Below are 13,342 nucleotides of genomic sequence, written 5' to 3'. Positions count from 1 at the left end.
ATATTTTCAGACGGCCTTTTAATGTTTGATGAAGCATATAGTCCAAAATTCTAACCATGACTCAATAACTTTGGACTCACAGAGCTTGCTAAACCAAAGCTCAACCTACCATGGTCGAACAACACAGAATTAAGATAAGGCAGTAATAATGTATCAGTCTGTGTTACATAACTATAATGATGCCAACCCTTTTCGGACAAACATCTCCCAAAGGAATCCACATGCCACAAAACCGTACCCTGCACAACACCTCTGTCCGCCCCATCGGTCTCGGCTGCATGAATTTAAGCCACGCCTACGGTACACCGCCGTCCGAAAATGATGCCGTGACCCTGCTGCACCATGCCATTGATTTGGGCTACAACCATTTCGACACCGCCACTCTTTACGGCTTCGGAGCGAATGAAGCCCTAGTCGGCCAAGCCCTCAAGCCCTACCGCAGCCAAATTCTGCTCGCCAGCAAATGCGGCATGGGCGGTGTAAACGGCAAACGTGTCATCGACGGTCGCCCAGAAACCTTAATCCGCCAAGCTGATGAGTCACTACGCCGTCTGCAAACCGATGTGATTGACCTTTATTACCTGCACCGCTGGGATAAAAACGTGCCGATTGAAGAAAGTGTCGGCGCACTGTCCCGCTTGGTCGAACAAGGCAAAATCCGTGCCATCGGCTTATCGGAAGTCTCTGCCGACACCTTGCACAAAGCCCATGCTGTACATCCTATTGCCGCAGTACAAACCGAATACTCTTTATGGACGCGCAATCCCGAAATCGCCGTATTGAAAAAAACGCAAGATTTGGGCATTGCCTTTGTTGCCTTCAGCCCGATTGCCCGTGGTTTCTTAGGAAATTTACGCGACATCTCAACATTGGTTGAAAAAGACATCCGCCGTTCTATGCCACGTTTTAGTGCAGAAAATTATCCGTCCAACCTGCAACTGCGTGACCAACTGCAAATTCTTGCCAATCAAGCAGGCTGCACTGTCGCGCAACTCGGTTTGGCATGGCTGCTGGCTCAGTCCGACAATATCCTGCCGATTCCGGGTACTACCAATCTGCAACACCTGACCGACAATATCGCAGCGGCTGCTTTAGACATTCCCTTAGAGTTGTTACGGCAGGCCGGTCAAATTATCTGCTCCAGCAATGTCAAAGGTGCCCGCTATCCGGAAAACACCCAAGCTGAAATTGATACGGAAGAATATTAAACATCAATACAGCAAACTCATTGCTCCACCGGCTTAACCCCATTTAGAAACCCGAACCGGCAAAATCTTGCCACTCCGTGTTAAATGACTATATTTTTTAGATTAATGTCAGCAAAACACAATAAAAAGCCGTCTGCAAAACAGAGTCTTGTTTTACAGACGGCTTTTTCATTTACCTACTAAATCTGTTCGCAATTGTTTCAACATCAAAATAACTGCTCTTTGAGTACGTGTCAGCGCACGCTTGGAGGAAGTTGCCAAAAACAAACGGCTGGTAAATTTCGGCTGTTCAATCGGTATAAAACGGATACGGTCACGGTAATTCATCAGCTCAATCGAATATTGCGACAAAATCGAATAACCCATACCTTCTGCAACCAATTGCAGCATGGTTTCCACGCTGTCAATTTCCAAGATAATATTGGGTTGACTGTTATGCCTCGCCATTTCATCTTCTACCAAAACCCGGAAAGTATTCGGTGCCGAAGGCATAATTAGTGGTAACTCAGCCAACTCCTGTGCTGTCTGAATACCTTGTTCATCGATTTCTGTATCACTTTTCGGAGCAACCAAATACAAACGCTCCTCATGCACCAACAATTTGTCGATATCCGGCGAATATTGCGGATCGTACAGCAACGCCATATCGATTTTTCCCTGTTGCAGGCGGTCTTGCAGTTGGTTGCTCAGCCCTTCAGTAATCCTTAATTGTGCATCCGGCAGCTCGTTGCGGAAGCGTTTAATCAAAGGTAGAGACAACAATTTCGCAGGGGTAGGAGGCAATCCCAAAACAATATGTCCACCCAATTTGCCGCTGTTATGGTTCAAATCCTCTTTTATCAACTCGATTTGTTGCAAAATAATACGGCAATGCTCAAGCAAAATACGGCCGGATTCAGTTAAAGTAACACCGCGTCCATGCCGAGTAAGCAGATTTTGACGCAGCTCGATTTCCAACAAACGTATTTGGCGACTCAAAACCGGCTGTGCTACACCAAGTTCATCAGCAGCACGAGTATAGCTGCCGGAGCGAGCGATAGATTGAAAATATTGAAGCTGTTTTAGATTCATGCTTTTTCTCTAACTTAAGATTAATACCTGCTCAATACATAACGGCCAACTGCCTATACCGGTTTGTTTATATTAGCTTTACCTTGTCCGATACAAGATGACTATATCACAAAACACTATTCTATGCGTTTTTGTTATAACTGATAGTCTTGCCCTATTCTTTCTAAACAAAATTTTACCGTCAATAATTCTCAACAACCCACCACATTAAAAAAGGAATGCCGATGTCCGCCCAAACCCCCGTTCCCGCCATGCTGATGCGCGGCGGCAGCTCCAAAGGGCTTTTTTTCGCACAGTCCGACTTACCTGCCGATGAAAACTTACGCAATCGGGTTTTGCTGGCGGCAGTCGGCTCGCCCGATCCGCGCCAAATTGACGGTGCGGGAGGCGCGCACCCGCTGAGCAGCAAAGTCGGCATTGTTTCCGTTTCCGAAAGGGAAGGTGTGGATTTGGAATTTTTGTTTGCCCAACTCCAGCCGCAAAACGATATAGTCGATACCAAACCCAACTGCGGCAACATGCTGGCCGCCGCCGTGCCGTTCGCACTCGAAAAAGGTATGGTTCGGGCGCGGGGTGAGGAAACGACTTTGCGCGTGCTCACCTTAAACACCGGCATGCTCAGCGATATTACCGTGCAAACGCCCGGCGGTGTGGTTTGCTATGAAGGCTCCGCCAAAATCGACGGCGTGCCCGGCACGTCCGCACCCGTCCTTATCCGCTTTCTCGATACGGAGGGTTCGGTTGCGGGCAGCCTGCTGCCTACCGGCAGTATCAGTGATGTTTTCGATATCGAGGGTTTCGGCAAATTGGAAGCCACCTGCATCGACAACGGCATGCCGATGGTGCTGGTCCGCGCAGCCGATTTGGATTGCACCGCCTACGAAGGGGTTGCAGACCTCAACAGCAACGAAACCCTGAAAGCCACCTTGGAAAAACTGCGCCTGATTGCCGCAGAAAAAATGGGATTGGGCGATGTTTCCGCCAAAAACTACCCGAAAATGTGCCTGCTCAATGCCCCGCTTCACGGCGGAGCCGTCCATACGCGCTGCTTCATTCCACATGTCTGCCATGAAGCCATCGGCGTTTTGGCCGCCGTTACCATTGCCACCGCCTGCGTGATGGAAAACAGCGTTGCCGACGGTTTGGCCGCCGTCGGCAATCCCGCCTCCCTTTCCATCGAACACCCGGGCGGCGAATTTAGTGTTGCGCTGGAAACCGATGCCGGAGGCAGGGTGACAGGAGCCGCACTAATCCGGACGGCGCGCAACATTATGCGTGGAGAAATCATGATTCCAAGCCGTATTTGGAACGGAAAACCGTCGGATGATACAAAATGAGACAAAGCCGCAAAGCCGCAGACAGTACGGGCAGGCAGACTTGCTGCTTCGGCAGTTCAGTCAAGCCCTCTTTAAGCAAGACACACCAAGGCCGTATCATTCCGTGTTAAATAACGCTACAGCGTGTGGGTTCGAACAAAAAGGTTTGCCGCACCGGCGCGGGTAAAGCGGATACCGTCCGTTTTTTCAGACGGCCTCCGCAGGCTTTTGAAACCAAACATGGTGTTTTTTGTCAACAAATGGCACGAAACATTCCTTGCATACTGTATTACAATACCGTAACTGACGGTATGAAATCCAATACCTGCAAGAGTCGGCCTGCCAGCCGGAGGCCGTCTGAAAAATTTCAAATATCAACAACATTTTATCTGCATAAGGAGCTGTTTCATGAACATCGACGGCAACACCCGGGTCATCGCACACATCGGCTACCCCACCCACACTTTCAAATCGCCGATGATTTACAACCCTTATTTCGAGCATGCCTCCATCAATGCCCTGGTGGTTCCTTTCTCCTCCCAAGCTCCCGTTTATCCCGATTTCCTGCGCTCCGTCTTTACTTGTGACAACGTAATCGGCGCATTGGTTACCATGCCGCACAAAGTCACCACCACCGCGCTGGCCGACCGCCTGACACCCACCGCGCAAATAGCCGGTTCGTGCAACGCCGTCCGCCGCGGGGCCGACGGCAAACTCGAAGGCGATATGTTCGACGGTGAAGGTTTTGTGCGCGGCGTGCGCCGGAAAGGTTTCGCCCCTGAAGGCAAATCCGCACTGGTTGTCGGCAGCGGCGGGGTCGGCTCGGCGATTGCGGCCTCTTTGGCTGCCGCAGGCGTGGCACGTTTGGCCTTATTCGATGTCAACACCGCTGCGGCGGAAAGTCTGGCAGGCCGTCTGAAACAGCATTACCCCGCTTTGACCGTCGAAACCGGCGGCAATGATCCGGCAGGATTCGATTTGGTTGTCAACGCCACGCCGTTGGGCATGTACGAAGGCGATCCCATGCCTGTGGATGTTGGCCGCATCGCTCCGTCAACCTTTGTCGGCGAGGTCGTGCTCAAAAGCGCAACCACCGCGTTTTTAGCAGCGGCGCAAGCCAAAGGCTGCCCCACCCAAATCGGTACGGACATGCTGTTCGAACAAATTCCCGTGTATCTCGAATACTTCGGCCTGCCGGCTACCACCGCCGAACACCTGCGCGAAGTGGCGCGAATCGAATATTGATTTTTCAGACGGCATTACCGTATCCAAACCAACTGTTTTGCCGGAATCTTATTTCATGTTTAACGTATTTCCCGTTTACAGGAGAAAAAAATGTCGAGTACCGCACAATTTATCCGACAATCCGAACCGCACTGGCAAGCCTATGTCCGCCATGACTTTGTATGCCGGCTTGCAGACGGCACGCTGCCCCAAGCCTGTTTCCGGCATTATCTGAAACAGGATTACATTTATCTGTTCCATTACAGCCGAATGTTTGCATTGGCAATGTACAAGTCGGAAAACTTTACGCAAATGCAGACGGCGCGCGACAGCCTGAACGCCGTATTGGACGAAATCCAACTGCACATCGCCTTCTGCCGCGAATGGGGCATTGGCGAAGCAGAGCTGTTTGCCGAGCAGGAATCGAGCGCACTCATCGCTTATACGCGCTATGTATTGGACTGCGGTTTAACCGGTTCTCTGGCGGAACTTTATGCCGCCATCGCGCCCTGTATGCTGGGTTATGCGGAAATCGGCCGCTGGATCAAAGAAGAGCGGCAGATTGATGAAAACCACCCCTACCGCGCATGGATTGATACTTACGCGGACAGTGCGTTCCAACAAAGTGCCGTCGAAATGACACATTTTATAGACAACCTTTGCCAACCACTCACCCCCGCACAACTCGAAAAAGCCGGACATATTTTCACCACGGCAACCCGTATGGAAGCCGCTTTTTGGGATATGGGTCTGAACTGTTCGCTGTAAGCCCCGAAACTACGGCTCCGCAACCGCACAGGCCGTCTGCAAAATAACACAACCACCTCAATACAAAGGAGAAAACCATGCCGCAACCTTCTCATGAAATCAATGTGCGCGAGCTGCTCGACAGCCGCGATGTCAGCACTTATCAGAAGCTGGTGGTCTTCCTATGCTTTCTGATTGTGGTCATGGACGGCTTCGACGTCGTCATCATGGGCTTTGTCGGCCCTTCTCTAAAAGAGGCATGGAACCTTTCCAATAACGACTTGGCTCCGGTACTCAGTGCCGCCCTCTTCGGCCTGACCTTCGGCGCACTCACCGCAGGCCCCTTGGGAGACCGCTTCGGCCGCCGCAAAGTATTGATTGCCAGCGTCTTCATTTTCGGCCTGTTCACATGGCTGGTCGCTTACGCCACCCAAATCTGGCACATGATTGCCTTCCGCTTTATCGCCGGTTTTGCCATGGGCGGCATCATGCCGATGGTGGCAACTTTGGCAAAAGAATACTCGCCGGAAAAACGCAGCTCGCTGCTGGTAACCATCGTCTTCGCAGGCTTTACCGTCGGAGCGGCGGGCGGCGGCTTTCTGGCCGCATGGATGATTCCGCAATGGGGTTGGGAAAGCGTTTTCGTATTCGGCGGCATCATGCCGGTTTTATTAAGCATCTTTATGGTATTCAAACTGCCCGAATCGCTGGCATATATGGTGCATAAAGGCGCAGATCGCGCAAAAATCCGCCAAATCGTCGAATGGTGCGCCCCCGGTTCGACCACAGAACACAGCACTTTTTACATCCCCTCTCCCGCCACGGTAAAAAGTGATGAAAATCCGATTAAAACCGTACTGAACCGCCACTACGCCAAAGGCACGGTATTACTTTGGATTATCTATTTCAGCCATCTCTTCCTCGTATACCTGCTGGGAAGCTGGATGCCGACCATGATTAAAGAATCCGGCATGGATACCGCGCAAGCCTCCATCATCGCAGCGATGTTCCAACTGGGCGGCCCGCTGGGTTCCATCATGCTCGGCTGGTTTATGGACCGTTTCGAACCGCACCGCGTTTTGGCATTGTCATACCTGAGCGGCGCAGCGGTTTTGGTATGGATGAGCACTTTGGGGCCGGAATACCTTCTGCTCTGCATCACATCGTTCTATATCGGTGCGGCGTTTAACGGCGGCGGCACCGGCATGAACGCGCTTTCCAGCAATTTCTTCCCGCTGGCCGCACGCGCCACCGGCAACAGCTGGATGCACGGCATCGGCCGCACCGGAGCCATCATCTCCGCCTTCGCAGGCGCATGGATGCTGAACGCGGGCTGGAACTTCTCCACCGTCGCCATGGCACTGACCGTCCCTGCCGTTTTGATTGCCGCTGCGCTGACCTTGAAATATTTCGTGTATCGGGAAAACAAAACCTCGTAATTTATATCAAGCCGGTAAAAGCATACGCTTTCCCTGAACGAACAGTTCACCGTTTAAACCGCACAAAGCCGTCTGTAAATACTTGAATATGAACAAACAAGCTATTTTACAGACGGCTTTTCAACCATATTGATACAAAAAAGCCTTGAGCAATCCGGTCTCAAGGCTTTTTTTATTGAATAACACAGCATAATATAAAGCAGCAAAAGCGCAAACGATACCAAATATAGTCGAATAAAATAAGAATGAGACAAGGCAGCGAAGCCGCAGACAGTACACATAGTACGGCAAGGCAAAGCAACGCTGTATCATTCTTATTTTAAATGACCATAATACCAATCGGAAAACTTACTGCTTCAGCGGCTTAACCCCTTTGGAAAGCCGGACACAGCAACGCCGTATCATTTGCATATCCAATAACTGCACTTATCTAGTGTGGCCCCGCCGACAGGAATCGAACCTGTATTTTACGCTTAGGAGGCATACGTTCTATCCGTTGAACTACGGCGGGACACCAAAACTAAATCTTTCCGGCAACAAACGACAACAATCCGGCAGCAATCAGCGGCCCCACGGGAACACCGCCCATAAAGGCCACACCGATAATGGTACCGATCAACAAGCCTGTAACCAAAACGGGCTGACTGCTCATCAGCGGAATACCATATCCGGCTACCCATGCCACAAAAATCCCGACTGCCACGGCTGCCAACATTTTCAAATTAACAAATTCCGACCAACCCGGTATTTGAACCCTTCCCGATACCAGCGGGCTGAGTACGCCGATGGTCAGGAAGATAATACCCAACGTCATGCCGTACTTCTCTGCCATCGGAACATATTTTACCAAGGCCGTCTGCTGCATCAAAAGCAATACTGCGGCAGAAATGGTAATCGTATTATTGTTGCTCAATACGCCGAGAAAAATAAGCGATACCAAAAACAGCGGAATCAAACTGAAATTCACGTTTACGACACCCGTACCAATGATTCCTGAGCCAACTGGCGCATCGCTTGGGTAATATCGTTATCGGGCAGCACATCCAAACAGGCCACCGCTTTTTCTACCGCCTTGCGGGCTTCGCTTGTCGCATATTCCAATGCTTCCGAATTGACTACATGAGCGTGGATTTTTTCAAACAAACTGCGGTCGGCATTTTCCAAAGCATAACGCACATCATTTGCCGCCTCCTCACTGCCGTTACGCATCAGATAAATCAGCGGCAGCGTCGGCTTGCCTTCTGCCAAATCGTCGCCGACATTTTTACCGATTTCTTCGGTTTCACCCGAATAGTCCAACACATCATCGATAATTTGGAATGCCGTACCGACATACATACCGTAATCTTTCAAGGCTTGTTCCTGTTCGGGAGTTGCCCCGCCCAAAATCGCCCCAACCTGCGCCGCCGCTTCAAACAACTTGGCGGTTTTGTATTGGATAACCTGAACATACTGCTCTTCGGTAATATCGGTATTGCCGATGTTCATCAACTGCATGACTTCGCCTTCAGCAATGATATTGGTGGCAGAAGCCATCACTTCCAAAATCTTCATGCTTTCCGAAGCAACCATCAGCTGAAACGCGCGCGTATAGAGAAAGTCGCCCACCAATACCGCCGCTGCGTTACCGAATAAATTATTTGCCGTTTCCCTGCCGCGGCGCAAATCACTTTCATCAACCACATCATCATGCAGCAGAGTAGAAGTATGGATAAATTCCACCATCGCCGCCAGAGAATACAGCTTTTCATCATCGTAACCCACCGACTTGCCGGCCAAAATCGTCATAATCGGGCGCAAACGCTTGCCTCCCGCGCTGATGATATAGGTACCGATTTGCGAAATCAATGCGACATCCGATTGAACCGCACTGCTGATGACCGCATTAACCTTAGCAAGATCATCCGGCAAATGGCGTTGGAAATAAGGCAGGTTTTCGAGCATGATGATTGTCTTTAGCAAAAAATAAACAGTTTATTTAAGCACGAGGCAGACCATGTTTCCGGTCAATCGTCGGATTATATCAGCAACCGGCACATTAAACACGCTTTTCAAAAAGCAAAACCGCATTCTGTACCACATTTTTCAAATAAGTTTTGACAAAACAGCAAAATACCTGCATAATGCGAAATTCCGCACAATGGTGTGCGGTTGTTTAAACCAAAATTCTCATGGAGTTGAGTATGTACGCGGTCGTAAAAACCGGCGGTAAACAATACAAAGTTACCGTTGGCGAAAAATTGAAAGTAGAACAGATACCAGCCGAACTCGACAGCCAAATCGAACTGACTGAAGTTTTGATGATTGCTGACGGCGATTCTGTAAAAGTAGGCGCACCTTTTATCGAAGGCGCGAAAGTAACTGCTAAAGTAGTTGCTCATGGTCGTGGCGAAAAAATCCGCATTTTCAAAATGCGTCGTCGCAAACACTACCAAAAACGCCAAGGCCACCGCCAAAATTTCACCCAAATTGAAATCGTGGCAATCGCCTAATTTTTTAATCAAGTTTAGGAGTATTAAAAATGGCAAGTAAAAAAGCAGGCGGTAGCACCCGCAACGGTCGCGATTCAGAAGCCAAACGCTTGGGCGTTAAAGCCTACGGCAACGAACTGATTCCGGCAGGCTCTATCATCGTCCGCCAACGCGGTACCAAATTCCACGCCGGCGACAATGTAGGCATGGGCAAAGACCACACTCTGTTCGCCAAAGTGGACGGCTACGTTGAGTTCAAAACCAAAGGTGCATTGAACCGCAAAACCGTAAGCATCCGCCCTTACACCGGCGAAGAATAAGCTGATTCAATCCAAAACCGTACTTCTTCATGAAGTACGGTTTTTTTGTTTGCCCGCTTTTATAGTCGAATAAAATAAGAATGAGACAAGGCAGCGAAGCCGCAGACAGTACACATAGTACGGCAAGGCAAAGCAACGCTGTATCATTCTTATTTTAAATGACTATATTTGCTTTTTGATTATCCGTTATTTATTGTCGAATAAATGAGAACAAGAACCGAAGACAGTACAAACAGTACGAATCGGCAGCCTTACTGTTTCAGCAGCTTAGTCTGCCTTTCTCTTTGAACAAGGTAAGAACGCTGTATCGTTCTGTGTTCGATGGCCATGCCCGCTCCGGTTCATCAGCTTGTCTGATTATCTCCTGCCCCGCTGCGTCCAACAAAGACTCCGAATATTAATCAGCAACCGCCATATAAATTTCGCAGACGGCCTTATTTTGCAGACGGCCTGTTAACAGTCATCTTCACAACAATCCTTCAATCGGTAAAAACGATAATACTTTGGCGGTTACACGCTTCCAAAATCCCGCTTCAGGCTCTTTGGCATAGATTTTTCCGTCTGCCGGATCCTGCCAGCGCAATTTTTTATGCTTATCCAATGTTACTTTATAAGCATAATCCGGCGTAGTGGTTTCCAGCGTGCGCTGCATTTGCCCTGCGATGGTCGGGCTTTCGATAACTACGCCCATTTCCGTATTCAGGCGTGCCGAACGCGGGTCCAGATTAAACGAGCCGATAAATACGCGCTTGGCATCAACGATAAAGGTTTTGGCGTGCAGGCTGGTGGCCGAGCTGCCGGTCAAGCCTCTGTCTTTACTCTTGGGCACAGCATGATTAGGTTGGAGCTCATACAATTTTACCCCTGCTTTAAGCAGCGGCTTGCGGTATTTGGCATAACCGGAATGCACGGCGGCAACATCGGTGGCTTGTAACGAGTTAGTCAATATGGTTACGTCCACGCCGTCTGCCGCGATTTCTCCCAATGCCTGCGTACCGGATTTTGTGGGGACAAAATAGGGAGAAACCAAATACATACTTTTTTCAGGTTTTTGGAGTGCTTCAACCATGCGGTCGAGAATCGGCGTTTTATGACGGTCGCGGTTCAGCCCTTTGGCCGGATCGTCGCTGATCAGGCGGGTGCGGACATGATGAAACGGGATACGTTTGTCCGACATAGCGCGGTATAAGGCGGAATTTTCTACCTCCCTGCGGTATCGGTCGAGCGTATTGTTTTTATCGGAATCGCTGTAACTGAGCTCGTCGAAACCTTTTTCAACATTGCCTTTTTTAATCACATCTGTTGCGTTGTAAGCGGAATGGCTGGCCCAATAACGGTCGAAATCTTCGGATACTTCGGTAACAACGCGACCGGTTGCCAAAATATCCAAATCGGCAAAGACGGTATCGTCCCCTACTTTGAAATATTCGTCGCCGATATTGCGGCCGCCGAGTATGGTCGCACGGTTGTCTGCAGTAAGGGATTTATTGTGCATACGGCGGTTGAGGCGCGGAAAGTCGGTTAAATAGCCGAGTGCGCGCCATTTCCGCCATACAAAGGGATTAAACAGGCGGATTTCAATATTCGGATGGCTGTCGAGTGCCAACAGGACGTTATCCAGCCCATTGGTATTGTTATCGTCCAGTAACAGACGTACGCGAACACCCCGCTCGGCAGCACGGTGCAGCAGGTTAAACAGCAGCCGTCCCGAAATGTCGTTGTGCCAGATATAGTATTGGATATCCAGTGCATGGTCGGCGGATTCAATCAGTGCCGCCCGGGCAACAAATGCTTCGTGCGCGTCATTGAGCAGGTATACGCCGGAAATATCGGTATCGGCTGAGATTTCCGTATTTTCATCAGACCGTAACACTGCATCCAAGCGCGGAGAGGATTCTACTTTGAGATAGCGGCTTTCGCTTCGCTCTTCAAGCGGCGGCAGCGAAGCACAGCCCGAAAGAAATGCGGGTATCATAAGCACAAGATGGTATTTGTTCATGTGGTGTGGTTTTGCAGACGGCCTTACTGTAATATTTACCGCTTATTTATAATAAAACAGCGGCATTTTAACCGATTTTCCGTGATTACTCTATTTTTCCGCCCGCGTGGTCAGATTACTGCCGTCTGACATATGCAGCCTTCTGAAAATCATACTGGAAGCCAGCGTAATCATGCCGATACCGATAAAAGTATATTGGAATGCCGCGTGCAAATCCTGCCCGACGATACTGCTGTTGCGCCAAAGCTGCAACATCAACGCGCCCACCGCAATGCCCAAACCGATAGCCAGTTGCTGGTTGACCGCCATCAAGCTGTTGCCGCTGCCGGTCTGATAGGGGCGCAAGTCGGCAAGTGTCAGCGTATTCATTGCAGAAAACTGTACCGAGTTGCAAGCGCCCATTGCCAACAGCAACATCGTCCACACCGGCCACGGCGTACCCGCATCAGGCAAGGCCAACAGCATAATCAATACGGCCAACAGCCTCGTATTCCACAATAACACCGCACGATAACCGAAACGCGCCATCAGCGGTTTGATGGCCGGTTTTACCGCCAAAGAAGCCAAGGCAATCGGCGCAACCAGCCAACCCGACACACTAGCACTGTATCCGAACGCCACCTGAAACAACAAAGGCAGCAGAAACGGTACGGAGCTGATGCCCAAGCGACTGAACAAATTGCCGCCCAACCCCAAGCGGAAGGTCCGAACTTTAAACAAATGCCCCGCATACAGAGGTTGGGGATACGTTTGCGCGTGCCGGTAATACCGCCACAGCAACAATGAGCCACCTGAAGCCAGCAGCAGGGAAAAAACCGCCGCATTCGGATAAGAAACAATATCCACCGCCAAAGTCAAAGCCGCAGCAGCCGAAGCAAACAACAGAAAACCGCCCACGTCCAAGCGGTTCTGCTCGCCGCGCACATCCGGCATGATTTTCATACCGACCAGCAAACCGACCAATCCTATCGGTACGTTCAGCAGGAATATCCAATGCCATGTTGCATATTCCACCAGATAGCCGCCGACCAACGGCCCGAGTACCGGCCCGATAAGCGCGGGCATAACGGCATAATTGATGGCGTTCAGCAGTCGGGATTTGTCGTAAACGCGCAAGATGGTCAGGCGCGGCACGGGAACAAGCATAGAACCGCCCACGCCCTGAACAACCCTTGCCAACACCAACGAAGTCAGATTCGGCGCTGCCGCACACAATAACGACCCCGCCACAAACAGCGCCACCGAGACCAAAAATACTTTTTTCGTACCGAAGCGGTCAGTCAGATAACCACTCAACGGAATCAGCAATGCCACCGTCAGCGCATAAGCAATCACTGCCGACTGCATGTTCAACGGCGACTCATGCAAATCTTCGGCAATCGCCGGCAGCGCGGTATTCAAAATCGTCGCGTCCAGCATCTGCATGAAAATCGCTATCGCCAGCAGCAAAGGCAGCCAGCGCGAAGGCTTGGGGATTTCTGTCGTCATCTTCTGTTTCGTCTTACCTTAACCGTTTGCTTGGGGCAACTGCCGGTATCTGTTCGCAA

General features: G+C 50.3%; 12 protein-coding genes and 1 tRNA gene. 7 read left to right on the top strand and 6 right to left on the bottom strand.

The annotated features are described in order from the left end of the window. Positions 1-221 precede the first annotated feature (221 nt). Positions 222-1,208 carry an aldo/keto reductase gene (locus tag EL111_RS04795; protein ID WP_123794783.1) on the top strand — a complete coding sequence of 329 codons (987 nt, stop codon included), beginning with the start codon at positions 222-224 and terminating at the stop codon, positions 1,206-1,208. A 168-nt stretch (positions 1,209-1,376) separates the two neighbouring features. Here EL111_RS04795 and EL111_RS04790 read toward each other — a convergent pair whose 3' ends face one another. Beyond that, on the bottom strand, positions 1,377-2,279 hold the full coding sequence (locus EL111_RS04790) for a LysR family transcriptional regulator (RefSeq protein ID WP_123794784.1): 903 nt from the start codon (positions 2,277-2,279) through the stop codon (positions 1,377-1,379). Positions 2,280-2,503: 224 nt separating this feature from the next. Between EL111_RS04790 and EL111_RS04785 the strand changes: the two genes are divergently transcribed. The 4 genes from EL111_RS04785 (at position 2,504) to EL111_RS04770 (ending at position 7,005) form a co-directional block, all read left to right on the top strand. Next, complete coding sequence (locus EL111_RS04785) at positions 2,504-3,616, top strand: 4-oxalomesaconate tautomerase (protein ID WP_123794785.1); 1,113 nt, start codon at positions 2,504-2,506, stop codon at positions 3,614-3,616. A 387-nt stretch (positions 3,617-4,003) separates the two neighbouring features. Continuing rightward, positions 4,004-4,840: a shikimate dehydrogenase family protein gene (locus EL111_RS04780; RefSeq protein ID WP_123794786.1), complete on the top strand. Its 837-nt coding sequence runs from the start codon at positions 4,004-4,006 to the stop codon at positions 4,838-4,840. Between the two features lie 90 nt (positions 4,841-4,930). Further along, complete coding sequence (tenA, locus tag EL111_RS04775; RefSeq protein WP_123794787.1) at positions 4,931-5,587, top strand: thiaminase II; 657 nt, start codon at positions 4,931-4,933, stop codon at positions 5,585-5,587. Positions 5,588-5,664: 77 nt separating this feature from the next. Next, positions 5,665-7,005, top strand: coding sequence for an MFS transporter (locus tag EL111_RS04770; protein ID WP_123794788.1), 1,341 nt, complete (start codon positions 5,665-5,667; stop codon positions 7,003-7,005). A 436-nt stretch (positions 7,006-7,441) separates the two neighbouring features. Here the strand turns inward: EL111_RS04770 and EL111_RS04765 are convergent. The 3 genes from EL111_RS04765 to ispB form a co-directional block, all read right to left on the bottom strand. Next, positions 7,442-7,516, bottom strand: a tRNA-Arg gene (locus EL111_RS04765). A 9-nt stretch (positions 7,517-7,525) separates the two neighbouring features. Continuing rightward, positions 7,526-7,972 carry a DUF441 domain-containing protein gene (locus tag EL111_RS04760; RefSeq protein WP_123794789.1) on the bottom strand — a complete coding sequence of 149 codons (447 nt, stop codon included), beginning with the start codon at positions 7,970-7,972 and terminating at the stop codon, positions 7,526-7,528. 2 nt (positions 7,973-7,974) lie between these two features. Continuing rightward, on the bottom strand, positions 7,975-8,949 hold the full coding sequence (ispB, locus tag EL111_RS04755) for an octaprenyl diphosphate synthase (protein ID WP_123794790.1): 975 nt from the start codon (positions 8,947-8,949) through the stop codon (positions 7,975-7,977). A gap of 239 nt (positions 8,950-9,188) precedes the next feature. Between ispB and rplU the strand changes: the two genes are divergently transcribed. Beyond that, positions 9,189-9,497, top strand: coding sequence for a 50S ribosomal protein L21 (gene rplU, locus EL111_RS04750; protein WP_123794791.1), 309 nt, complete (start codon positions 9,189-9,191; stop codon positions 9,495-9,497). 29 nt (positions 9,498-9,526) lie between these two features. After that, entirely contained in the window at positions 9,527-9,796 is a 270-nt protein-coding gene (rpmA, locus tag EL111_RS04745; RefSeq protein ID WP_066080875.1) for a 50S ribosomal protein L27, read from the top strand. A gap of 466 nt (positions 9,797-10,262) precedes the next feature. Here rpmA and EL111_RS04740 read toward each other — a convergent pair whose 3' ends face one another. Beyond that, positions 10,263-11,795, bottom strand: a complete 1,533-nt coding sequence (locus tag EL111_RS04740; RefSeq protein WP_123794792.1) for a phospholipase D family protein — start codon at positions 11,793-11,795, stop codon at positions 10,263-10,265. A 90-nt stretch (positions 11,796-11,885) separates the two neighbouring features. Then, positions 11,886-13,283, bottom strand: a complete 1,398-nt coding sequence (locus tag EL111_RS04735) for an MFS transporter (RefSeq protein ID WP_123794793.1) — start codon at positions 13,281-13,283, stop codon at positions 11,886-11,888. Between the last annotated feature and the right edge of the window lie 59 nt (positions 13,284-13,342).

The sequence above is a fragment of the Neisseria animalis genome (genome assembly GCF_900636515.1).
In the GTDB taxonomy this organism is placed as follows: domain Bacteria; phylum Pseudomonadota; class Gammaproteobacteria; order Burkholderiales; family Neisseriaceae; genus Neisseria; species Neisseria animalis.
Note: the sequence above shows the minus strand (reverse complement) of the source record. Positions and strands in the feature narration are given on the sequence as shown.